The organism is Paracoccus sp. L-17, from assembly GCF_056857655.1.
The window spans coordinates 25,564-49,287 of sequence record NZ_JBSXNM010000022.1 but is presented as its reverse complement, the minus strand read 5'-3'; the positions used below and the strand labels follow the sequence as shown (position 1 = coordinate 49,287).

The 23,724-nt window shown below is 64.5% G+C and carries 20 protein-coding genes; 17 read left to right on the top strand and 3 right to left on the bottom strand.

Going from position 1 to position 23,724, the window contains the following annotated elements; translation table 11 throughout:
* The first annotated feature begins 43 nt into the window (after nucleotides 1-43).
* From AC13CR_RS02100 to AC13CR_RS02075, 6 genes are all read left to right on the top strand, one after another.
* Nucleotides 44-1,051 carry a LacI family DNA-binding transcriptional regulator gene (locus tag AC13CR_RS02100; protein WP_292957199.1) on the top strand — a complete coding sequence of 336 codons (1,008 nt, stop codon included), beginning with the start codon at nucleotides 44-46 and terminating at the stop codon, nucleotides 1,049-1,051.
* 67 nt (nucleotides 1,052-1,118) lie between these two features.
* Nucleotides 1,119-1,787 carry an amino acid ABC transporter permease gene (locus tag AC13CR_RS02095; RefSeq protein WP_292957201.1) on the top strand — a complete coding sequence of 223 codons (669 nt, stop codon included), beginning with the start codon at nucleotides 1,119-1,121 and terminating at the stop codon, nucleotides 1,785-1,787.
* Nucleotides 1,787-2,443 carry an amino acid ABC transporter permease gene (locus AC13CR_RS02090; protein ID WP_292957204.1) on the top strand — a complete coding sequence of 219 codons (657 nt, stop codon included), beginning with the start codon at nucleotides 1,787-1,789 and terminating at the stop codon, nucleotides 2,441-2,443. The genes AC13CR_RS02095 and AC13CR_RS02090 overlap by 1 nt, the downstream gene beginning before the upstream one ends.
* 27 nt (nucleotides 2,444-2,470) lie before the next feature.
* Nucleotides 2,471-3,268, top strand: coding sequence for a transporter substrate-binding domain-containing protein (locus tag AC13CR_RS02085; protein ID WP_292957207.1), 798 nt, complete (start codon nucleotides 2,471-2,473; stop codon nucleotides 3,266-3,268).
* A gap of 54 nt (nucleotides 3,269-3,322) precedes the next feature.
* Nucleotides 3,323-4,057: an amino acid ABC transporter ATP-binding protein gene (locus AC13CR_RS02080; protein ID WP_292957210.1), complete on the top strand. Its 735-nt coding sequence runs from the start codon at nucleotides 3,323-3,325 to the stop codon at nucleotides 4,055-4,057.
* Complete coding sequence (locus AC13CR_RS02075) at nucleotides 4,054-5,883, top strand: NAD(P)-dependent oxidoreductase (protein ID WP_292978062.1); 1,830 nt, start codon at nucleotides 4,054-4,056, stop codon at nucleotides 5,881-5,883. The genes AC13CR_RS02080 and AC13CR_RS02075 overlap by 4 nt, the downstream gene beginning before the upstream one ends.
* A 234-nt stretch (nucleotides 5,884-6,117) precedes the next feature.
* On the opposite strand, the gene AC13CR_RS02070 is transcribed toward AC13CR_RS02075, so the two are convergent.
* Nucleotides 6,118-8,385, bottom strand: coding sequence for a penicillin acylase family protein (locus tag AC13CR_RS02070; protein WP_292957216.1), 2,268 nt, complete (start codon nucleotides 8,383-8,385; stop codon nucleotides 6,118-6,120).
* 12 nt (nucleotides 8,386-8,397) lie between these two features.
* Nucleotides 8,398-9,210 carry an IclR family transcriptional regulator gene (locus tag AC13CR_RS02065; RefSeq protein ID WP_292957219.1) on the bottom strand — a complete coding sequence of 271 codons (813 nt, stop codon included), beginning with the start codon at nucleotides 9,208-9,210 and terminating at the stop codon, nucleotides 8,398-8,400.
* A gap of 132 nt (nucleotides 9,211-9,342) precedes the next feature.
* On the opposite strand from AC13CR_RS02065, the gene AC13CR_RS02060 reads away from it, so the two are divergent.
* The 7 genes from AC13CR_RS02060 to AC13CR_RS02030 all read left to right on the top strand — a co-directional run bounded on the left by AC13CR_RS02060 (nucleotide 9,343) and on the right by AC13CR_RS02030 (nucleotide 18,354).
* Complete coding sequence (locus tag AC13CR_RS02060) at nucleotides 9,343-10,851, top strand: M81 family metallopeptidase (protein WP_446233816.1); 1,509 nt, start codon at nucleotides 9,343-9,345, stop codon at nucleotides 10,849-10,851.
* 66 nt (nucleotides 10,852-10,917) lie between these two features.
* Nucleotides 10,918-12,513, top strand: a complete 1,596-nt coding sequence (locus tag AC13CR_RS02055; protein ID WP_292978061.1) for an ABC transporter substrate-binding protein — start codon at nucleotides 10,918-10,920, stop codon at nucleotides 12,511-12,513.
* 57 nt (nucleotides 12,514-12,570) lie between these two features.
* Nucleotides 12,571-13,515, top strand: coding sequence for an ABC transporter permease (locus tag AC13CR_RS02050; RefSeq protein ID WP_292957227.1), 945 nt, complete (start codon nucleotides 12,571-12,573; stop codon nucleotides 13,513-13,515).
* Complete coding sequence (locus tag AC13CR_RS02045) at nucleotides 13,512-14,402, top strand: ABC transporter permease (protein WP_293015060.1); 891 nt, start codon at nucleotides 13,512-13,514, stop codon at nucleotides 14,400-14,402. Before AC13CR_RS02050 ends, AC13CR_RS02045 begins: the two co-directional genes overlap by 4 nt.
* Nucleotides 14,399-16,027 carry an ABC transporter ATP-binding protein gene (locus AC13CR_RS02040; RefSeq protein WP_292957233.1) on the top strand — a complete coding sequence of 543 codons (1,629 nt, stop codon included), beginning with the start codon at nucleotides 14,399-14,401 and terminating at the stop codon, nucleotides 16,025-16,027. Before AC13CR_RS02045 ends, AC13CR_RS02040 begins: the two co-directional genes overlap by 4 nt.
* Before the next feature lie 12 nt (nucleotides 16,028-16,039).
* Nucleotides 16,040-17,203 (top strand): M20 aminoacylase family protein, encoded by a 1,164-nt coding sequence (locus AC13CR_RS02035; protein WP_446232265.1) that lies wholly within the window; start codon nucleotides 16,040-16,042, stop codon nucleotides 17,201-17,203.
* Between the two features lie 11 nt (nucleotides 17,204-17,214).
* Nucleotides 17,215-18,354, top strand: coding sequence for a M20/M25/M40 family metallo-hydrolase (locus tag AC13CR_RS02030; RefSeq protein ID WP_292957239.1), 1,140 nt, complete (start codon nucleotides 17,215-17,217; stop codon nucleotides 18,352-18,354).
* A gap of 190 nt (nucleotides 18,355-18,544) precedes the next feature.
* Here the strand turns inward: AC13CR_RS02030 and AC13CR_RS02025 are convergent, their stop codons facing one another.
* Nucleotides 18,545-19,516 (bottom strand): LysR family transcriptional regulator, encoded by a 972-nt coding sequence (locus AC13CR_RS02025; RefSeq protein ID WP_292957242.1) that lies wholly within the window; start codon nucleotides 19,514-19,516, stop codon nucleotides 18,545-18,547.
* 354 nt (nucleotides 19,517-19,870) lie between these two features.
* On the opposite strand from AC13CR_RS02025, the gene AC13CR_RS02020 reads away from it, so the two are divergent.
* Genes AC13CR_RS02020 through AC13CR_RS02005 form a run of 4 tightly spaced genes read left to right on the top strand, consistent with a single transcriptional unit; the run spans nucleotide 19,871 to nucleotide 23,719 of the window.
* Nucleotides 19,871-20,758, top strand: a complete 888-nt coding sequence (locus tag AC13CR_RS02020) for an NAD(P)-dependent oxidoreductase (RefSeq protein ID WP_292957245.1) — start codon at nucleotides 19,871-19,873, stop codon at nucleotides 20,756-20,758.
* 42 nt (nucleotides 20,759-20,800) lie between these two features.
* A complete protein-coding gene (locus AC13CR_RS02015) occupies nucleotides 20,801-21,688 on the top strand; it encodes an AEC family transporter (protein WP_292957248.1) in 888 nt (295 codons plus the stop codon).
* 22 nt (nucleotides 21,689-21,710) lie between these two features.
* Nucleotides 21,711-22,220 carry a tripartite tricarboxylate transporter TctB family protein gene (locus AC13CR_RS02010; protein WP_292957251.1) on the top strand — a complete coding sequence of 170 codons (510 nt, stop codon included), beginning with the start codon at nucleotides 21,711-21,713 and terminating at the stop codon, nucleotides 22,218-22,220.
* Nucleotides 22,217-23,719 (top strand): tripartite tricarboxylate transporter permease, encoded by a 1,503-nt coding sequence (locus AC13CR_RS02005; protein WP_482900712.1) that lies wholly within the window; start codon nucleotides 22,217-22,219, stop codon nucleotides 23,717-23,719. Before AC13CR_RS02010 ends, AC13CR_RS02005 begins: the two co-directional genes overlap by 4 nt.
* Nucleotides 23,720-23,724: the final 5 nt, after the last annotated feature.

Here is a 23,724-nt window from a genome sequence, read left to right as displayed (position 1 = left end):
TCTTCTGGATTTCGCTATGAAAGGGCAAACAGGAGGGCGCAGCATGAACCGCAAGAAGGTCACATTGGCCGAGGTCGCGCGGGTGGCGGGCGTTTCACGGGCGACGGTCTCGCTGGTGGTGCGGAAATCGCCGCTGGTCGCCGATCATACGCGCGAAAAGGTCGAGAAGGTCATGGCCGATCTCGACTATGTCCGCGATATCGGGGCCGCAAGGCTGCGCAACAACAGCAGCCGCACCGTGGGTGTCATCGTGCCGAACCTCGTCAATTCCTTCTTCACCGAATTCCTGTCGGGGGTCGAACAGGTCATGGGCGAGGATGACAGGGTCGTTCTTCTGGCCAACAGCCAGGACGATCCGGTGCGTCAGAACGACATCCTGCAGAGGTTTCGGGGTCATGGCGTCGATGGCGTGATCCTGTGTCCGGCCGAAGGCACCGATCCGGATCTGCCTTTGCGCCTGCGGCATCGCGGCGTGCCCGTGGTGCAGGCCTTGCGGGAGGTCGGCGAAGGGATCACGGATTATGCCGGCGCGGACTACCTCGAGGGCGTGCGCTTGGCGATCCGGCACCTGGTCGGCGGGGGACATCACCGGATAGCCTTTCTGTCGGTGGCCGCGCAGACATCGGCGCGAGAAGAGCGTCTGCGCGGTTTTACGGCCGCGCTTGGCGAAACCGGGGCCTCGTCGGCGGGGATCGTCGAAGCCGAACTGACCTGGGAAGGGGCCGCGCAATCGGCGGCGGCGATGCTGGCGCTGAAGACCAGGCCGACGGCAGTGCTGTGTTTCAACGACGTGCTGGCGGCGGGTCTGATGCTGGGCCTGCGCCGCGCGGGGTGCGAACCGGGCCGCGATCTCGCGGTGGTGGGGCTGGACGATCTGCCTCTGGCCCGGTTGACCTATCCACCCTTGACCAGCGTTGCCATGCAGCCGGACTGCATTGGTGTCAGGGCCGGCCACTTGCTGGCCCGCCGCCTGGCCCAGGCGGATGCGCCGGTTCAGCGGTCCGTGATTCTGCCGAGGCTGATGATAAGAGGAAGCAGCCATCGTGATTGACTTTCCTCCGCACCGATTTTAGATCGTTCTAAACAACGGGAAGCGGCACATCGGCAGGGGAGAGCAGATGTATCAGTTCAACTTCCAGCCCGTCTTCGAGAACCTCGACCTGCTGCTTTACGGGGCGCTGCTGACGGTGCGTTTGTCGCTGGCGGCGATGGTGCTGGGGCTGGCCGTGTCGGTGATGGGTGCGGTTGGCAAGACATCCGGCATCCGGCCGCTGCGCTGGCTCATCGACGTCTATGTCGAGGTCATTCGCAACACGCCCTTCCTTGTCCAGATCTTCTTCATCTTCTTCGGCCTGCCGGCCATCGGCATCAGCATGTCGCCCAACACCGCGGCGCTGGTCGCCCTGGTCATCAATGTCGGTGCCTACGGGACCGAGATCATTCGCGCCGGCATCGAATCGATCCCGCGCGGCCAGATCGAGGCGGGCCGGGCCCTGGGCCTGACCCCGGTGCAGATCTTCAGGTATGTGGTGGTAAAGCCGGCGCTGCGGAACATTTATCCCTCTCTGACCAGCCAATTCATCTACCTGATGCTGACCTCCAGCGTGGTCTCGGTCATCTCGGCCAATGATCTGGCCTCGGCGGGGGCCGATCTGAACGCGCGGACCTTCGCAAGTTTCGAGATCTATCTGGTTCTGACGGTCATGTATTTTCTGCTGGCCCTTGGCTTTTCGACGCTGTTTGCCACGATCCGCCGCGTGTTCTTCACCTATCCTGCGAGTCGCTGATGATCCGCGAATTCTCGGCCTCTGACATCCTGTTCATCGCCTCGGCGGCACGCTGGACCCTGATCCTTTCGGCCATTGCGTTTCTTGGCGGCGCCATCGGCGGGCTGGGCATCGCGCTGGCCCGGACATCGGGCGGCACGCTGCTTCGGCGCGTCGCTGCCGGATTCATCCAGATCTTCCAGGGCACACCGTTGCTGATGCAGTTGTTTCTGGTCTATTTCGGGCTGGCCGTCGTGGGGCTGCCGATCAATCCGCTGCTGGCAGCCGCTGTCGCGCTGACCTTTCACGCCAGTGCCTATCTGGGCGAGATCTGGCGCGGCGCCATCGAGGCCGTGCCCTCGGGTCAGACCGAGGCATCGATGGCGCTGTCGCTGTCCTACACCGACAGGATGCGCCATGTCGTGCTGCCGCAGGCGATGCGGCTGGCGGTGGCGCCGACGGTCGGCTTTCTGGTGCAGCTGATCAAGGGAACCTCGCTGGCCTCGATCATCGGCTTTACCGAACTGACCCGCGCCGGTCAGATCATCAACAACGCCACCTTCAAGCCATTTCTGGTGTTTGGCACGGTGGCCGCGCTTTATTTCATCCTGTGCTGGCCGCTGTCGCTGCTGGCGCGCAGGCTCGAGGCGCGGATGCGCCGTGCCGTCACCCGCTAAACCCATCTCGTCACGGAGGAGAAACTTATGAAACTGACCCGTCGTCTGTTCACGACCCTTGCCGCCTCGGCGCTGGCTGCCGGGCTGGCGCTGCCCGCAACTGCCGCCGATCTGGCCGCCATCGAGAAGGCCGGCACCATCAAGATCGGCATGCTGGTCGATTTTCCGCCCTTCGGCATCCAGGACGCCTCGGGCAATCCCGATGGCTATGATGCCGATGTCGCCAAGGCGCTGGCAAGATATCTGGGCGTCGCGCCACAGATCGTGCCGGTGACGGGGCCGAACCGCATCCCCTACCTGCTGTCGGGGCAGGTCGATGTGCTGGTCGCCTCGCTCGGCATTACCGAAGAACGCGCGCGGAAAGTCGATTTCTCCAAGCCCTATGCCGGGATCAGCATCGCGGTCTATGGTGATAGCGGGCTTGAGGTCAGCGACGCGTCCGGTCTGGCAGGCCAGTCGATCGCCGTCGCCCGCGCCTCGACCCAGGACAGCGGCGTGACCGCCATCGCGCCCGATGGCACGGATATCCGCCGCTTCGACGACGACGCGACAGCGGTCCAGGCGCTGATGTCGGGTCAGGTCAAGTTGATCGGCGTGTCGAACGTGGTCATGTCGCAGATCGGCAAGGCCACCGGCGATCGGTTCAACAAGAAGTTCGACCTGTCCAGTCAGGTGCAGGGGATCGCCGTGGCGCCCGGATCGGACGCGCTGTTGGAAAAGGTGAATGCCTTCGTCGATCAGGCGACGACCGACGGCACGCTGGACAAGATCCACGAGAAATGGCTGGGCGAGCCGCTGCCCGACTTCGTGAAGCAAGCCCAGTAAGTCAGGCGCCGCCCGGCCGGATGCGGCCGGGCGTTCCGCGAAGGGAAAAGGATCATGACCGAAAACGCCATCACCATGCGGGGCGTCAACAAGTATTACGGCGGATTTCACGCCCTTGTCGATGTAGACCTGACGGTCAGGCGGGGCGAGCGGATTGTCATATGCGGCCCGTCCGGGTCGGGCAAATCCACGCTGATCCGAACGATCAATCAATTGGAGCCGATCGAATCCGGTTCGATCGTCGTGGACGGGGTGGAACTGAAAGCGGGCGGCGACAACGTCGCGAAGATCCGGCGCGATGTCGGCATGGTCTTCCAGTCCTTCAACCTGTTCCCGCACATGACGGTCCTGGAAAACTGCATGCTGGCGCCGATGAAGACGCGCAAGGTGACCCGCGCCGAAGCCGAGGCGACGGCGCGGCAATATCTGGATCGGGTGAAAATCCCCGAACAGGCCGAGAAATATCCCGCCCAGTTGTCCGGCGGGCAGCAGCAGCGCGTGGCGATCGCGCGGGCATTGTGCATGAAACCGCGGATCATGCTGTTTGACGAACCGACCAGCGCGCTGGATCCGGAAATGGTCAATGAGGTGCTGGAGACGATGATCGACCTGGCGCGGGACGGGATGACCATGCTGTGTGTCACGCATGAGATGGAATTCGCTCGCGCCGTCGCCGACCGGGTGATCTTCATGGACAAGGGCGTCATCGTCGAGGAAAACGCGCCCAATGAATTCTTCGGCAATCCACAGAACGAACGCTTGCAGACCTTCCTGGGCCAGATCGCATGAGCCGCCCCCCCGTTCTGGCGCTGGCCGATCTGAAGCCGCAGGACATGGCCGAAAGGCTGCGCGCGGATTACGATGTCGTGCACGACATCGACGTGGCGGGCGATGCCGAAATCGTCCTGACGGCAGGCAATATCGGGCTGTCGGCCACGCAGATGGCGAAATTGCCCCGTCTGCGCCTGATCGCGGTGAACGGGGTCGGAGTCGATGCTGTCGATCTGACCGAGGCGCAGCGCCGCGGCATTGCCGTGACGACCACGCCCGACGTGCTGTCGCTGGCCGTGGCCGAGATGGCGCTGGCGCTGGCGTTGGCCTGCGGTCGGCGCATCGCCGAGGGCGATCGCTTCCTGCGCGCCGGAACCTGGGCTGCGGGTGCCAAGCTTGCGCTTGGCAGCTCCGTGCTGGAACGCCGGGCCGGGATCCTGGGCTATGGGCGGATCGGGCGCAGGCTGGCCGATCTGCTGCGCGGAATGGGGATGCAGGTTTTCTATACCGCACGCGCGGAAAAGCCCGGCGCGCCCGATACCTTTCGCCCTGACGCGCGGCAGTTGGCGCGCGATTGCGATGTCCTGTTCGTGACGGCGGCGGGGGGCGCCGGGACGCGCGGTCTGGTCGATGCCGACGTGCTGGCGGCGCTTGGATCCGAAGGGATCGTCGTCAATGTCGCGCGCGGCCCGGTCGTGGATGCCGAGACGCTGGCGCGGGCATTGTCCGAAAGGGTCATTGCCGGGGCGGGACTGGATGTCTTCGACGACGAGCCATGCGTGCCGCGGGCGCTGCTGGGCGCGCCGAATTGTGTGCTGACGCCGCATGTCGGCTCGGCCACCGCCGAGGCGCGGCGCGCGATGGCGCAACTGGTGCTGGACAACATCCCGCCCATGTCGCCGGCCGGCCGCTGCCGACGCCATACGCGACATGACCATGCGCTCTCTCTGCATCGGAGGGCCGCTGGTCGAATACTCGGCGTGTCCGGATGCGCCCTCGACCTTCGACCCGCGCGCGGGCGGAGACACGTTGAACACCGCGATCCATCTTGCGCGGCCAAGCGCGCGGGATCAGGTCCGCTATCCGTCCTGCCTGGGCGCCCTTTTCCCGGAACAGAGGGCAACAGCATGACGGTATCCGCTTTCGACGTGGCCTCGGCCGCCGAACTTCTTCTGAAGGCACGCGGGCAGGGGTCACCCGTTGCCGTCACGGCGCCCGAACCGGCCGATCGCACGGCGGCCCGCCAGGTGCAAGAGGCGGTGATGGCAGGGCTTTGCGATCCCGGCGGCGTCTGGAAGATGGCGCTGCTTGGCGGCGTCACCCGCGAGGCCGCGATTCTGCCGCGCGCCTTGTTGCACGAAACCGGGACCAGGCCGATCCTGCCCGGCCACGCCGCGATCGAGGTCGAAACGGCGCTGATCCTCGACCGTGATCCCGGCCCAAGGCCGACGCTCGACGCCATTGCCGAAATTCGTCTGGCGTTCGAGTTCGTCGCCTCGCGTCTCCGGGGGAACTGCGCACCTCTCTGGAAGATGGCCGACAGTTTCAGCTCGGCCGGCATCGTGATGGGTGAACCGATCGGCGGCTGGCGCGACGGGCTGCCCGATCGGCTTGGCATTGCGCTGACGATTGACGGCCTTCCGGCTGCCGCAACCGAGACGCCGGCCCCGATTTCGGATGCGCTGGATTTTCTGGGCTGGCTATCAAGACACGCCGCAGCGCAGGGACGAAGGTTGAAACAGGGCGACGTGATCATCACGGGCGCCCGCATCGGGCCCGTTCCATTGGCCGGAGCATCGCGGGCACGCGCCGTTGCGCTGGGCGCTTCGGTAAGTCTTGGTTGACGAGGTCAGCAGGGACAAGGCCAGCGGAAAGTCCGGCTGCGCCATCCGGTCACTTCTCGCGATGCAAATGACGATTCGGCGCCTGCGATAGGGGGATTCCACGTAAAAAATATTCATAAATCAATTATTTTAATGGTTTGGGAGAAGGAAGGCCGCTTCATCCCACGCCCTGTCCGCCGCGCGCCCTCGGTCTGTTCCGATGAAACGGGCCGGGAACGGTCGCGCCGCCGACCGCTATTGGTCCTGCGGCATGAGGCCGATGCATTCCTGCGTCGCGGCGTCCACCGCGTCGCGGGAATACGGCATGGGGACATAGTTCCCGGCGGCCCAGAGCGGGGCCAGGTCGTCGTAGTGGCTCTGGCCCGGCACGCCGGATTGCCCCGGTGCGTTGATCCAGACGCTGTTGTCCCATTGTCCCACATCCAGAACCATACGCACCGACGCACCATTGCTGACCCGGAAATCGGATGCCTCGTAGTGACCCATCATGACGGTTGTGCTGCTGCCGCCGGTGGCGAGTGGGCCGACATCATGTGTGGCGCCCAGGGGTGTCAGCGCGTGGTCGAAATAGCCGTTGTGCAAGTCGCCCCAACGCCATTGTGTCACATCCCTGCCAAAGATTGACCGCGTGTCGTCCCATGCCGCAGCAAGAGTATCCGAAAGGATCTGGCCATGCCCGGGATCGTCTTGCAGCATCCGCGCAAGCGTGGGGATATTGCCGGGCGCCAGATATTTGCGCAGTTCCGGATCGGGGGCGAACTTTTCCAGCATCGCGGGACGAAGATGGCGGGAAAGCCAGATCTCGTAGAGCAGGGCAGCGGCACTGTCCGCCGTCGCGTGGCCGTCCCAGCCACGCAGAAGATCGGCAGCCGGGCCGTCGGGCAGCAGCGCGATCAGCGCCATCGCGATGGCCGAGAAAGTGTCGGTCTGCAATGCGCAATTGCCCGCGATGTCCCGTGCGCGGTCCGCAGAGATCACCTCGGCGATACGATCCGCGCGGCCGTCCTCGAACCACTCGAAGCCGATCGGATGCGCGTCATGGTCCCAACTCGCCGGCAGGTTCATCTCATTGGCGGAATGGACGAAGCCGCTGACAGGATTCTCGACTGCGGGAAGATCGGCGGCGGTCATGTAGCCCTGCCATTCATGCGCGCCATCGCCGGAAACGGGCATCAAGCCACGCCAGCCGGTGCGCCTTGGCACATAGGCGGCGGGCTGCCAGCAGATGTCGCCCGCACAATCGGCATAGATCATGTTGACCGACGGCGCACCCCAGGTGGTCAGCGCCTCGCGGAAGGCCGGCATCGTCGTCGCACGCATGGATTTGAGGCTTGCCATGTAGGGCGCGGTGCCGGGATCGGTGAACACCGTCCGGATGGCGACGGCGGTGCCGCCCTCGTTGAAGACGACCGGCCCGTGCCGGGTGAAAAGAAGTGGCAGCGTCTGGTCCGCACAGCCCTTGACCGCGAAGATTTCGTCGACGCGTGACATCTTTTCGGTCCCCTCGCCGTATCGGTAGGCGGTTCCCGCATCGTCGGTCCGGTATATCATCACATCCTCCTGGTCGGCGCAGAAGATCGTGAGGCTGAAGGCGGCGCTGCCGTTGTGGCCGGCCATGATGCCCGGGGATGAGGGTTCGCCCGCCCCGATGAGGTCGAGGTCCGGCGCGCTCAGATGCACCATGTAGCGCAGCGACGGCGCGGCATGAAGTCTGTGCGGATCGCTTGCCATGATGGCGCGGCCCGTATCGGTCCGTGCTGGGGCGATGGCCCAGTTGTTCGATCCCTCCATTGACGGTGCGCGCCTGACGGCCCTGCGAGCATCGACGGAGGACCACAGGGGCGCGTCCTGCAGCGGGGCGTTCAAGCGGTCTTCGCTGAACGTGACGGGGGCGGTGGCCAGTTCATAGACGGCAAGCGCATCGGCGGGCAGGGCCGCGTCATCGGCCTTGTCCCATTCCTCCCGGGGCACGGACGGGGACAGTGGCACACGCAGAAGGTCGGTCGCGGGGTCGGCCAGTCCGTGCACCTGCATCCGCGCCAGTTCCGACGCGGCGTTGCGCATGAGGCAATGGGTGCGGATGCGCACCACATCCTCGGGCGCCCAATAGGCGGGCCTGGTGCCGAGGCGTTCGAACTCGGGCGGAAGGGGCAGGGTGCCGTCGTCCACCAGATCGACGGCAGCATTGATGCCTTGCGCGAAGGCGGTGCAAATCCGTTCCGCGTCATCGCCATATGCGGCCCATTCCGGCGCCATGTCGCCGCGATACAGGAACAGGCGCGCCGCCCGGTCCTGCATCAGATAGCCGGGGCCAAAGTCGGCGGCCAGCAGACCCAGCCCGCGCTTGCGCCACAGGTCGATCTGCCACAAGCGGTCCCGCGCGGCATTGAAGCCCTGCACGAAGAAGGCGTCGCGCGTGCTTCGCGCGCGAATATGCGCCAGGCCCCAGCGGTCGATGGAGATGCTGGCAGGGGCCGAAAGGCCGGGGAGGGTGAGGTCCAATCGTCTTCTCCTTCAGAAGCGGCTGATGGCGCGGGCGGCCTGCTGGCCGGGGGGGACGACACGCTGCACGAAATCGGCGGGCGTCCATTCCGCCAGCGAGCCCGCGATGTGTATCGCCGCGACCGGATCGCCATTTGCGTCCATGATGGGAAAGCCGGCGGCGATTTCGCCCGACAGGATCTGGCTGATGGCCAGCGCATATCCGTCCGCGCGGGTCTGGGCGATCCGGGCCATGATCTCGTCCACGTCCGTGATCGTATGGGGCGTGAAGGGACGCCGGTCCGACGCCTCGACGATGGCCCGCGCACGATCCGGCGACAGGCGCGACAGCATGGCCCACCCGCCCGAGGTGCAGAAACTCGGCACGCTGTGGCCCACCAGCGTGGCGTTCAGGGTCTGGCGTTTGGTTTGCAGACGGATGGCGTAGATCACGCGGGCATTGTCGAACAGCGACAGGTCCACCCGTTCGCGCACCGCTGTGCGCAGTTCCTGCAAGACCGGCGTCGCCAGCCGCACCAGCGGGTCGAGCCGCAGATAGTCCAGCGTATGATCCAGCAGGCGTATTCCCGGCAGGAATCCGTTTCCGTCCGAATCGCGGCGAATGTAGCCCAGCACGCGAAGGGTATGGATCATGCGCTGCGCCGCCGAGCGGTCGATCCCGGCGCGCTCGGCGACCTGGGTCAGCGTCAGCGGGCCATCCGCGTGGTGAAAGGCCGACAGCACCGTCATCGCCTTTTCCACCGACTGCACGAACAGCGCGCTGGCCCGCGCCGCGTCGGTCAGGTCGCGCCGTCCGGGTTCTGCCCGCGTCGTATTTCTGGGCATGTGCTATCCTTCGTGACGGCGCTGTTGACTTGACGTAAGGCCAGCTTCTACAATTTCTATACGATGCAGTTGTATTGCTTGGCAATACTTAGGTCCTTACGGACCGATCGCGGGGAATCGAAGGGATTGGGCATGTCGAGGCGCGTGGCGCTGGCCGGTTTTCTTCATGAAACCAACACGTTCGCACCGACGAAGGCGCGGATGTCGGATTTCGTGCAGGGCGGTGGATACATGCCGATGGCGCGCGGGCAGGCGGTGATCGACCAGTCGCGCGGTATCAATCTGGGGATTGGTGGCGCGGTCGAATTCGGCGAATCGGCGGGCTGGGACATGGTGCCCGTGCTGTGGGCCGGAGCGATCCCGTCGGCGCATGTTTCGCGCGACGCCTATGAAAGCATCACCGAAGAGATCATTTCGGGCATCCATGCCGCCGGGCCGCTGGACGGCATCTTTCTTGACCTGCACGGCGCGATGGTGGCCGAGCACGAGGACGATGGCGAGGGACGGCTGCTGGCCCGGCTGCGTGCGGCGGTGGGTGACGTGCCCATCGCCGCCGCGCTGGATCTGCATGGCAACATCACCGCTCGGATGGTCGAGGCGGCGGATATGCTGGTGGGCTTTCGCACCTATCCGCATGTGGACATGGCCCGGACCGGGCATCGGGCGGCGGCGCATCTGGATCGCCTGATGGCCGGCACGAGACCTGCGAAGGCATTCCGCCGCCTGCCTTTCCTGGTGCCTATCGCCTGGCAAAGCACGCGCGGCCAGCCCGGAAGGGATATCTACGATCTGGTCGCAAAGACCGAATGCAGCGACGTCACCAGCACCTCCTTCTTCTTCGGTTTTCCCGCCGCGGATTTCCCGGGCTGCGGCCCGACGGTGATCTGCTATGGCGAAACACAGGCCCCGGCCGATGCTGCGGCCGACCGGATCGAACGGGCGGTGCGCGACGCCGAGCCGGCGCTGGCCGGGCAGACATTCGACCCCGACGAAGGTGTGATCGAGGCCATGCGGATCGCGGCGGACGCGCGCCGCCCCGTGATCATTGCCGACACGCAGGACAATCCCGGCGCCGGGGGCGACAGCAACACGACGGGAATGCTGCGCGCGCTTGTCCGGCAGGGGGCAAAGCGCGCCGCCCTTGGCCTTCTGGTAGATCCAGGGGCGGCCGCCGCCGCCCATGCGGCTGGCGAAGGGACAGAAATCGACCTCGCGCTTGGCGGCTTTTCCGGGATCCAGGGCGATGCGCCCTATGAAGCGCGTTTCGCCGTGGAAAAGCTGTCGGAGGGCAAGCTGATCGCATCCGGCCCCTTCTATGGCGGCGCACCGCTGGATCTCGGCCCCTCTGCCTGCCTGCGCGTTGACGATGTTCGCGTGGTCGTCACCAGCCACAAGGCCCAGATGGCGGATCGCGAGATGTACCGCTTCGTCGGGATCGAACCCGAGACACAGGCGATCCTGGTGAACAAGAGCTCGGTCCATTTTCGCGCCGATTTCGACCATATCGCCGAGACGATCCTGACCTGCACCGCCCCCGGACCGATGCCGCTGAGCCCGGCAAGCCTGCCCTTCCGGCGACTGGCGCCCGGAATGCGGCTGGAACCGCTGGGCGAGGCGTTCAGGCCGCAGGATTCACCATGAACCGACAACCGCGTCACACAAGGCAATAAAGCCGGGCGCATTTTCATCAACCACGGGAGGTTACGGATGAAGCACTTCAATCTGAAAGGGACGCGGGCGCTGCTGCTCAGTGTCACGCTGGCGGGATCGGCCCTGTTGGCGGGCGGCGTGGACGCGCAGACGCTGCGGGCGGTCATGCATTCGGACCTGCGGGTGCTGGACCCGATCCTGACCACGGCCTACATGAGCCGCAACCACGGTTACATGATCTTCGACACGCTTTTCGCGCTTGACGCCAATCTGGAACCGCAGCCTCAGATGGTGAAGGATTACGAGGTCTCCGAGGACGAGCTGACCTATACCTTCACCCTGCGCGACGGGCTGAAATTTCATGATGGCGCGGATGTGACGGGCGCGGACGTCGCAGCCTCGATCAAGCGTTGGGGCGAGCGCGACGGAATGGGCCAGGTGCTGATGTCCTTCGTGGACAGCATGGAACAGGGCGCAGAGCCAAACCAGTTCGTCCTCACGCTGAAAGAGCCTTACGGGCTGGTGATCGAAAGCCTTGCCAAGCCTTCGTCGAACGTGCCCTTCATCATGCCCGCGCGGCTGGCCGAGACGCCGTCGACCGAACCGATCCCGGAACAGATCGGATCCGGCCCCTTCAAATGGGTGGCGGACGAATACCAGCCCGGCGTGCGCGCGGTCTATGAGAAGAACGAGGATTATGTCCCGCGCGACGAGCCGCCAAGCGCCGCCGCGGGGGGCAAGGTGGTCAAGGTGGACCGCGTCGAATGGGTGGTGATGGCCGACGACCAGACGGCGCTCAACGCGCTGCAGGCGGGCGAGATCGACTTCTGGGAACAGCCCCCCTCCGACCTGTTGCCGATCCTTGAGGCCAATCCGGATCTGACGGTCAAGAACCTCAATGCGCTGGGATTCCAGACGATCATGCGGCCCAACACGCTGAATCCGCCGATGGACGATCCTCGGATCCGCCGGGCCGCCATTGCGGCGGTGAACCAGAAAGACGTCCTGGATGCGCTGGTCGGGACGCCTGACCTCTACAAGATCTGCGGTGCCATGTTCGTCTGCGACACGCCGCTGGCCACCGACGTGGGGTCCGAAACGCTTGTGCAGGGCAATGGCATGGACAAGGCCAAGGCGCTGCTGAAAGAGGCCGGATATGACGGCACGCCAATTGTCATCATGCAGCCGACGGACGTCGCATCGCTACGCTCGCAGCCCATCGTCGTCGCACAGGCGATGCGGGATGCGGGATTCACCGTCGATCTGCAGGCGATGGACTGGCAGACCCTGGTGGGCAAGCGCGCAAGCCAGGCGCCCATCTCTGAAGGCGGGTGGCACATGTTCATGACCAACTGGGTGGGCGCCGACGTGTTCAATCCGCTGGTCAACAACATGGTCAATGGCAAGGGCAAGGACGGCGGCTGGTTCGGCTGGCCGGACGTGCCCAAGCTTGAAGAGTTGCGTACAGCCTATGCGACCGCACCCACGCTGGAGGAACAGCAGAAGCTGGCCGCGGAGATCCAGAAAATCGCCTATGACGAAGGCATCTACGCCCCGATCGGCCAGTATTTCGTGCCTACGGCCTGGTCCAACAGCCTCGACGGCGTCCTGGACGCGCCCGCGCCGCTGTTCTGGAGTATTACCAAGAACTGACGCCGCGCGCGGCCCCCGCTGGCGGGGCCGCGCTTCCGTTCGAAAGGCACCGCCGCCATGATCTTCTACATTCTCCGGCGTATTCTGGCTGCAATCCCGGTGATGGGATTCGTCGCGCTGTTCGTGTTTTTGCTGCTGCGCCTGACGCCGGGCGATCCCGCGGCGATCATCGCCGGAGACACCGCCACCCCCGCGCAGCTGGAGGCGATCCGCGAATCGCTGGGATTGAACGAGCCCGTTCTGGTGCAGTTCTTCGCCTGGATCGGGCAGCTTCTGCGGGGCGATTTCGGCACCTCGATCCTGTCGGGCAAGCCGGTGATCCAGCTGATTGCGGACCGGATGGAACCGACCATCAGCCTGGCGCTGACCACGATCATCCTGTCTGTGATCATTGCCGTCCCGCTGGGCGTCATTGCCGCATGGAAACAGGGCACGCTGATCGACCGCTTCGTGATGCTGCTGTCGGTGCTGGGTTTCTCGGTTCCGGTCTTCGTGATCGGCTATCTGATGATCTCGCTTTTCTCTATTCAGTTGGGCTGGTTCCCGGTGCAGGGATTCAAGCCGATCGGGGACGGTGTCGGGGCCTTCTTTCATCGCATTGCCCTGCCGACCTTCACCCTGACGCTGCTCTATATCGCGCTGATCGCGCGGATCACGCGGACCTCGATGCTGGAAATCCTCGGCGACGATTATGTCCGCACCGCCCGCGCCAAGGGCCTGCCGGAGCGCAAGGTGCTGATGCGCCATGCGCTGCGCAACTGCTCGGTTCCGATCATCACCGTCATCGGGATCGGTTTCGCTCTGATCATCTCGGGCGTGGTGGTGACGGAATCGGTGTTCAACCTGCCCGGGCTGGGCCGGCTCACCGTGGATGCGGTCCTGAGCCGAGATTATCCGGTGATCCAGGCGGTGATCCTGCTCGCCTCGCTGGTCTATGTCGTCATCAACCTGCTGATCGACATCGCCTATGTGCTGCTTGACCCAAGGATCCGCTACGCATGACCGATCACTCCGCCGCCGCCCTCGTTCCGGTCCGCGTCTCTCCGCTGGGCCGCGCGCGAGAGATCGTGTTCTCCAGTCCGATGGTGATGCTTGCCACGGTGATCCTGGTGCTGATCGTTCTGTCCGCGATCCTCGCGCCCTGGATCGTGCCGCATGATCCGGTGCGCCTTGCGCCCGCCGCCCGGCTGAAGCCGCCGGGCGGAGAATTCTGGCTGGGCACCGACGCCTTCGGGCGCGATCTGTTCTCGCGCATCGTCTATGGGGGGCGGATTTCGCTGGTGGTGGGCGTCGCGGCGGCGATCATCGCGGTGGCGCTGGGGCTGTTGCTGGGTCTGCTCGCGGGCTATCTGCGCTGGATCGACGCGGTGCTGATGCGGATGGTGGACGGACTGATGGCGATCCCATCCATTCTTCTGGCCATCGCCATCGTCTCGCTGTGGGGGGCGGGTATCTGGACGGTTCTGGTGGCGATCACCATCCCCGAAGTGCCGCGCGTGGTGCGGCTGGTGCGCTCCATCGTGCTGTCTGCGCGCGAGGAACCCTATGTCGAGGCCGCCATCGCCGCTGGATCTTCGACCGGGCTGATCATGCGCCGGCATCTGGTGCCGAACACCATCGCGCCGCTGATCATCCAGGGCACCTATATCTGCGCCAGTGCGATCCTGACCGAAGCGATCCTCAGCTTCCTGGGGGCGGGGATCAACCCCGAGACGCCAAGCTGGGGAAACATCATGGCGGAAGGGCGGATCTATTTCCAGATCAACCCCGGTATCGTCCTGTGGCCCGGACTGGCGGTTTCGGTGGCGATCCTGTCGATCAATCTTCTGGGCGATGCGGTGCGCGACGCGCTTGACCCGCGAATGGCCAAGCGGGGGATCGAACGATGAGCCTTCTGGAAATCTCGGGCCTCAGGATCGCGCTGAACGGCGATGCGGATCAACAGGTGGTCAAGGGCCTCGATCTCAGCATCGAGCCGGGACAGACGATGTGCCTCGTCGGCGAATCCGGGTCGGGCAAGTCGCTGACGGCGCTGGCCACGATGGGCCTGCTGCCGTCCGCGCTGAAGATCATCGACGGGTCGATCAGGCTGCAAGGCGAGGAATTGACCACCGCCCGGCCGTCGCGGATGCGCAATCTGCGCGCCACGGTGATGTCGATGATCTTTCAGGAACCGATGACCGCGCTTAACCCGGTGGCCCGCGTCGGCCAGCAGATCGAGGAGGTGCTGGAATTCCATTCGGACCTGTCGCAATCGCGCCGCAAGTCCCGCGTCAAGGAGATGATGGAGGCGGTGCACCTGCCCGATGTCGACAAGATGTATCGCAGCTTTCCCCATCAGCTTTCCGGCGGGCAGCGTCAGCGGATCATGATCGCGATGGCGCTGGTGATGCGGCCGCAACTGCTGATCGCGGATGAGCCGACGACGGCGCTGGACGTGACGACGCAGGCGCAGATCCTCAGCCTGATCGGCGAATTGCGCGAAAAGCAGGGATCATCGGTCCTGTTCATCACCCATGACATGGGCGTCGTATCGGAAATCGCCGATGACGTGACGGTCCTGAAACTTGGCGAGGTGATGGAGACCCAAAGCGTCGAGAACCTGCTGCGCCATCCGCAGACGGATTACAGCCGCGATCTGTTGCGCTCGGTCCCCAGCCAGGTGCCGCGCCCGGCGCGTGATGCGGTGTCGGACCGGGTGGTGCTGGAGACGCGCGACCTGAGCAAGACCTATGGCGGCGCTGGCTGGTTCGGCCGTGGCCGCGAGGTGAAGGCGGTGCAGGACGTGTCCATCAGCGTCACGAAGGGCCGGACCCTGGGGATCGTGGGCGAGAGCGGGTCGGGAAAATCGACCGTGGCACGCTGCATCATGCGGCTGATCGACCCGAGTTCGGGCGCGATCATGGTGGGCGGGCGCGACATTGCCACGCTGTCGCAGAAAGAGCTGAAACCGCAGCGCAAGAAAATCCAGATCGTGTTCCAGGATCCCATGCGGTCGCTGAATCCGCGGATCGAGATCGGACACTCGATCATCGAGGGCCCGCTGAATTTCGGCATGCCGCGCGACAAGGCGATCCAGCGCGCGCGCGAATTGCTGACGCTCGTGGGTCTGCCCGCCAGCGCCGTGGACCGCTTTCCGCATCAGTTCTCGGGCGGCCAGCGTCAGCGGATCGCCATCGCCCGCGCGCTTGCGATGGATCCGGATGTGCTGGTGGCTGACGAGGCGGTGTCGGCGCTGGACGTGTCCGTGCAGGCGCAGGTGCTGGACCTGCTGGCCGAACTGCAGCAGCGGCTGGGTCTGGGTATCCTTTTCATCACCCATGACCTCGGTGTGGCGGCCCAGATCTGCGATGACGTGCTGGTCATGCAACATGGCCGCGCGGTCGAATACGGTCCCGCAGCCGAGGTGCTGGGCAATCCGAAACAGGACTACACCAAGGCGCTGATCCAGGCCGCGCCGGGCCGCCATTGGGATTTCGCCAATTTCCGCCCCTTCGCCGAGGCGGCCGAATAAGGAGACGATATCATGACCATCCTGCCCATCATCGAGGACAGCGCGAGCGAGCTGACCGCGATCTTCAAGGACCTGCACGCCCACCCCGAGATCGGGTTCACAGAACATCGCACGGCCGGTGTCGTGGCGGACAAGCTGCGCGAATACGGCGTGGACGAAATCCATACCGGCATCGCCGGCACCGGCGTCGTGGGTATCGTCAAGGGCAGCCGCGAGGGCCAGCGCCGCATCGGCCTGCGCGCCGACATGGACGCGCTGCCGATTCACGAATTGACGAACCTGCCCTATGCGTCCCGGACTGCCGGCGTCATGCATGCCTGCGGCCATGACAGCCACACCACGATGCTGCTGGGCGCGGCCAAGCACCTTGCGGCCACGCGCGATTTCGCGGGCACCGCGGTGCTGATCTTCCAGCCCGCCGAAGAGGGTCTCGGCGGTGCGCGGGGGATGCTGGCGGATGGCCTTTTCGAGCGTTTTCCCTGCGACGAAATCTACGGAATGCACAACATGCCCAATGGCCAACCCGGCAAGGTCGGCATCTGCAAGGGCGCGGCGATGGCGGGGGCGTCCTTCTTCGACATCACCGTGCAGGGCCAGGGAAGCCATGCCGCCATGCCGCAGCAATCGCGCGACCCGCTGGTGATCGCAAGCGCGCTTGTGAACAGTCTGCAAACCATCGTCGCGCGAAACGTGGCCCCGCTGGATACCTGCGTGCTGTCGGTGACGCAGATGCATTCCGGATCGGCCTATAACATCGTGCCGGACACCGCCACGCTGGCGGGCACGATCCGCTATTTCAAGGATGAGGTCCGCGAATTGACCGAAGCCCGTATGAAGGAGCTTTGCGCGGGCTTCGCGAGGGGCTACGGGGTCGAGATCGACATCGACCTGCGCAACATCTTCGACGTGCTGATGAACGACGGCGATCTGTCGGATGCCTATCTGGAAGCCGCCGCCGATATCGTCGGGGCTGAAAACATCTGTGGCGACGAAGAGCCCGCCACGGGATCCGAGGATTTCGCGGACATGCTGAAGGTGGTTCCCGGAGCCTATTGCCGGATCAGCCATTCCGGCACGGTCGGGTTGCACAATCCCGGCTTCTTCCTTGACCCGCAGGTGCTGCCTGTCGGCGCCTCGATCATGGCGCGCATCGTCGAACGCCGCCTTGCCGCCTGAAAGGACATCGCATGAACCCGCTGGAACTGCCCTTCGACACCGACGACATGCTGAAGGGCCTGGCCCCCTGGATCGAGTGTGAAAGCCCCACCTGGGACGCCGTCGCCGTCAACCGGATGATGGATCTTGCGGCCTATGACATGGCCACGATGGGCGCCGAGGTCGAGCGTATTCCCGGCCGCATGGGCTTTGGCGGATCGGTGCGCGCGCGTTTTCCGCATCCCGACAGGGGAAAGCCCGGGATCATGATTTCGGGGCATATGGACACCGTTCATCCGATCGGCACGCTGGATGTGCTGCCCTTCCGGCGCGAGGGCGATATTTGCTATGGGCCGGGGCTCATGGACATGAAGGGCGGCAACTACATCGCGCTGGAGGCGATCCGCCAGCTTGCCAGGGCGGGGATGCAGACGCCGCTGCCGGTGACGGTGCTGTTCACGCCCGACGAGGAGGTCGGCACACCCTCGACCCGCGATCTCATCGAGGCGGAGGCGGCGCGCAATGCCTATGTTCTGGTCCCCGAGCCGGGCCATGACGATGGCGGGGTGACGATCGGACGCTATGCCATCGCGCGGTTCAATCTGAAGACGAAGGGCCGGCCCAGCCATGCCGGTGCGCGGCTCTCGGACGGCAAATCCGCCATCGCCGCGATGGCGCGTCGCATCATCGAGATCGAGGACATGACCGGACCGGATTGCACGTTTTCCGTCGGGGTGATCCGAGCGGGGCAATGGGTCAATTGCGTGTCGTCAAGCTGCGAGGCCGAGGCGCTGAGCATGGCGAAGCGCCAGAATGATCTGGACAGCGGCGTCCAGCGGATGCTGGCCCTGCAAGGAAGCGAAAACGGCGTGGAGTTCATCGTCGAACGTGGCGTCACCCGGCCCGTCTGGGAACCCGACACGCCTGGAACGGCAAGGATCTTTGACATTGCCAGGGACATCGCGAAGGAACTTGGCTTCGAGATGAAGGGCCGCAGTCAGGGTGGCGGATCCGACGGCAATTTTACCGGCGCGATGGGGATCCCCACTCTGGATTCGCTTGGCGTGCTGGGCGACGGGCTGCATACGCTCGGTGAACACATTCGCGTGGACAGCCTGACCACGCGGGCGAAACTGATGGCGGCCTTGCTGATGCGGCTGGAACGAGCCTGACATTCCGTTGCGCCCAGTGGCGTGACCCCATGCGACAGGTCCCGTGGATGGTCCTGTCCCGCCGGTGCGGATCGCCCGTGGGGTTGGCGATGGCGCCGTGGCAACGACCTTGCCCGCGGTCATTTTCCCCCGGGCCTTTGCCCTCTGGCGCAGTTTCTCCGATCCATCGCTGTCGCCGCCGCAACCCGGATCAGCGCGGGGCCACCGCGGCCGGACGCGCAGGCTGGACAAGGCGCAGCCCCTCGCTGCTCCAGGCCGCGCTGACATGTTGCGCCTCTGTTCGCAGGAGGTCAGCGAAACGGGCGGCAAGGTTGCTCATCGGGCGACGGATGGGTTCGATCAGCATCAGGTCGATATGCATCTCTGGCCCGATGATCGGGTTCACGCTCAGGGCGCGATGCCCGCCGTCTTCTGCCATCATGACGGCGGGCAGGATGGTCACCCAATCGCTGTTGGCCACGAAATCCAGCGTGCCGAGCATCGTGTCCAGCTCAAGCAACTGGCCGATCCGGATGGCATTGGTCGTGCAATAGCTTTCTATCGTGTGCCGGCGGATGTTGTTGCCCCCCGGAACGACCAGCTTGAGCGGAGCCAGATCGCGCAGGCAGACGGGTGTCAGCGGCCCGACATCGCCGCCTGCGCGCGACACCAGAACCTCGGGCGTGCGCACGAAGAAGCTGCCGCGCAATCCGGTGGCGGAACTGTCCGAGGGCACGATGGCGAAATCCAGTTCGCCGGCCTGCACCGTTTGCGTCAGGCTGGCGCTGTAGCTTTCGGTGATGCGGACGTTCACGTTCGGTGATTCCCTCAGGAACCTGTCGAGAACGGGCGAGAGAACGCGGCTGGTGATGGTCGGCATCAGGCCGACATGGATCTCGCCCGTCTCGCTCTTGGCGAAACGCGTCACATCGCGGCGCGCCGAGGCATGAACACGCAGCACCTCGAGGCAGTTGCGGTAGAAACTGTCGGCTGCCGGAGTGGGCGTCACACCGCCGCGTTCGCGCAGGAAAAGTTGCACGCCAAGCATGTATTCCAGATTCCGCATATGCTGCGACACGCCCGATTGCGTGGCGTTCTCGCGCTCGGCCGCGGCGGTGAAGGATCGTTCCTCATAGGCCGCGACGAAGATCGATATGTCCCTCAGGCTGCATCGCGTATCCATTCTTCATCTCCTCCTCTTGTGGTGCTTGCGGACCGGAACGGCCCCCTCTCACTTGCCATCAGGTTTTCAGATTGTCTCCAGTGAGCATTGTGATGTCTCACGCAAGTGAAGCACGTTAGAAATATCTAAAGGTCCGGGATTCGTTCGGCAAGTCTGATGGTGTTTCATGCTGCTCCACTTGATGAAATCAGAGGTGAAAGCCCGTTCTAGCCGCCAGCTTGACAGGATGAGGACGCCATTTGATATTTCAGGTGCGCGACGAAAATGCGTTTCCGCGCAAGATCGGGCCCCGCGGAATGTCGGAATGCGGGCGATCCAGGGCCGCAGGGAACCGAAGGGTGAGGGGAGGCAACCGTGCCGCACAGGATCGGTTTCATAGGGCTTGGCGTGCTGGGCAACGCCATCGCACGCAACATCGTCGCGAGCGGATCAGATGTGCTGGCTCATGACATGTCGATGGCGGCCCGGAAAACGGCGCTGGCCGACGGCCTGGCGCTGGCCACGGATCTCGCCGAGGTCGGCGGGCGGTGCGATCTCGTCTTCACCTGTCTGCCGAATGGCGCCGCGATGCATGCGGTTTGCACCGAACTTGCCGAAACCGGCGGGGTCGGCGGCCAACTGGTTGTCGATCTGAGCACGCTTTCCATCGCCGACAAGGAGACGGCGCGCGACATTCTGATGCGCGCGGGACGGCGCCTTCTGGATTGTCCGATCAGCGGCAACCGGATCATGGCGCTGGACAGGAAGCTGACGGCATTTTGCAGTGGTGAGCGCGACGATTATGACACGGTGCGCGGGACGCTGCTGACCTTCTGCCGAAAAGAACATTATGTCGGCGCCTTCGGCAACGGCTCGAAGATGAAGTTCTGCGGCAATATCCTCAACCTGGTTCACAATACCGTCGCAGCCGAGGCGATGGTGCTGGCGATCAAGTCCGGCCTGGACCCGCAATTGTTCCACGAGGTCATCAGCGGCAGCGGATCCAGCTCGGCCATGTTCGAGGTGCGTGGCAAGCTGATGGCCGAGAACGACTATGCCCGGGAAGGCATGAATTTCTCGGTGCCGCTGAAGGATTCGCGCATCATTTCCGATCACGCGGTCAGCGTCGGAATGCCGATTCCGCTGTATCAGGCCGCCTTGCAGTTCTACCACGCCGCCGCCGCGCAGGGATTGGCGCATCTGGACGCCGCGGCGGTCTGCCGCGTGATGGAACGCAACGCCAATTGCGAGCGCCCGGCATGAATGCGGCGCAACCTGCCTATCGAGTAATGGAGATGCCACGCCTTGCTTCCTGCGATCCTGGCGGTCACCGCGCCGCTCTTCGTCATCATCGGCCTTGGCTATCTCTGGGCGCGCTTCAAGATGCCCTTCGACGCGCGGACGATCGGCGCACTGGTGCTGCAGGTCGGCACGCCCTGCCTGATCTTCTCGACCCTGACCGGGACCGGGGCGGCCTTGTCGGAGATGGGCAAGATGGTGCTGGCGGCGATTCTGGTCATCGCGGCATCGAGTGCGTTGGGGGCCCTGGCGCTTCGCATCGCTGGGCAACCGCTCAACACCTATCTGCTGGTGGCGATGCATGGCAATTCGGGCAACATGGGCCTGCCGCTTGCTTCCATGGCCTTCGGCGCCGAAGGGCTGACGCTGGGCATCGTGTATTTCACCGTCGTGGCAATCTCTCAGAACACGCTTGGACATGTCGTCAGCGCCGGCCGCTTCGACCCGAGGGCGTTTCTGCGCCAGCCGGTGGTCCATGCCAGCGCGATCACCGTCTTCGTTCTGCTCAGCGGTGTCACGGTGCCGGGCTGGATTGCCAGGACCACGGAACTGCTGGCCGGAATCGTCATTCCGACCATGCTGATCCTGCTCGGTGTCTCGCTGTCGCGGCTGACGGTCGCGGATCTGAAGCTGGCCGCGGCAATGGCAGTGATGCGTTTCGGCGTGGGGGCGGTTGCCGGCGTCGGGCTGATCCTTGCGCTGGATCTCGGCGGAGCCGAGGCCGGGGTGGTCTGGATCATGGCCACCATGCCGGCGGCGGTGGTCAGCGTGATCTTTGCCGAACGCTACGGCCATTCCCCCGAAAAGGTGGCCGGCACGATCGTCGTCTCGACGGTGGGAACGCTGGCGGGCCTGCCGCTGATCGTCTGGATCGCGATGGTGCTGGCAGCATGACGCAAGGAGGAAGGACAACCGGATGGAACGCGAACTAGCGCGGACGGGCGGCGTTATGGCGCGGCTCAATTTCAACTCCGCGGTGGCGCTTGCGGTCGTGGCGCTTGGAATCCTGATATGGGTTCTGGTGCCGTATCAGGTCGCCGAACCGCCAAGCTTCTTCGGACGCAGCAGCGTCGGGATCAGTCCCAAGCTGTTTCCGCAACTGATCGCCATCGGCATGATCTTCATCGGCGCATGCTATTTCTATGCCAGCCTGTCGATGCAGCAGATCAACGGGTTCAGCGGCCTTCCCGTCTCGGCCTATGTCAACCTCGCGGTGGTGCTGGCGGCTATGCTGGCCTATGTCGCGCTTCTGCGTCCGCTGGGCTACGTCGCCACCAGCATGGGCGTGGCAACGGCCATCTCGTTCTATTACGGCTCGCGCAATCTGGTCGGCATCGGATTGACCGGGATCGCCGCACCTCTGGCCATCTATTATCTCTTTACCCGGTTTCTCAGCGTCTCGCTGCCACCATTTCCCTGGGGATGACGATGTTCGACATGCTGACCGAAGCGACGCTGATGCTGATGCGTCTCGATGTGCTTTTCATGATCTCCGGCGGCCTCGTCCTGGGAATGCTGGTCGGCGCGCTGCCCGGGTTCACCACGGTCATGGCGATGGCGATCGTTCTGCCGATCTCGTTCTTTCTGGAGCCGATCCTGGGCATTCCGTTTCTCATCGGCGTCTACAAGGGCGGCATCTTCGGCGGCAGCATTCCTGCGATCCTGGTGAACATTCCGGGCACCGGTGCCTCGATGGCGACCACGCTGGACGGGCCGGCCATGACCCGCAAGGGACAGTCCCGCAAGGCGCTGGAAATCGCGCTGGTCGCCTCTGCCGTGGGTGATTTCCTGTCGTCTTTCGGCACCATCCTGGTGATCGGCCTGATCGCGATGATCGCCCTGATGATCGGCCCGCCCGAAATCTCGGCGATTCTTCTGCTGAGTCTGCTGATCATCGTGGTTTCCAGCACGGGCAGTTTTCTCAAGGGCATGGTCATGCTGCTGATCGGCATGTTCCTGGCCACGATCGGCCAGGACCCGGTGGGCGCGATGGCGCGCTTCGATTTCGGCTTCTATCCGCTGCAGGCCGGCATCGACCTGCTACCCCTGATCATCGGCCTGTTCGCCATCCCCGAGATCCTTTTCGCCATCGAACATCGCCGCGCCAGCGTCGTCGATCCAAGCCATACCAAGGCCCAGGGAGAGCCTTTGCGCTGGCACGAACTGATGACATGCCGACGCACGATCCTGCGCTCTACCGCGATTGGCGGTTTCATCGGCATGGTTCCGGGCGTCGGCCAGGTGGTGGCGGCCTTCATGGGCTATTCGGCCGCCCAGAGCGCGTCGTCGCATCCCGAAACCTTCGGCAAGGGCGATATCGAGGGTGTGGCCGCCCCGGAAGCCGCGAACAACGCGGTGAACGGCCCGACCATGGTGCCGCTGCTGACGCTGGGCATCCCGGGCGACAACATTACCGCCATCCTGCTGGGTGCCTTCGTGGCACAGGGGCTGCGGCCCGTTCCGCAATTGTTTCAGGAACAGGGCGTGCTGGTCTATGCGATCCTGTTCTCGATGCTGCTGGCCTGCGTGCTGCTGCTTGTCATCGGCTATCTGCTGACGCCGATCTTTGCCCGCGTGGTCAGTATCAACAAGGCCTATCTGGTGCCGCTGATGCTGATCTTCGCGGTGGGCGGAACCTATGTCTATCGGTCGAATCCGATGGACCTTTATTTCATGATCGGCTTTGGCCTGTTCGGATATGTGGCGCGCAAACTGCGTTTCGACGTCACGCCCCTGGTCATGGGCTTCATCCTGACGCCGCCGCTGGAATACGCGTTGGCACAATCCATGATGCTGTCTCGGGGCGATCTGCCGGGCTACCTGATCGGCACGCGACCGATCGCGCTTGCGATCCTGTTGCTGACCCCCGTGCTGATCATCTGGCTTGGCTACCGGCAGAGCAAGCAGAGGCGCGCGCTTCGATAGGGTCG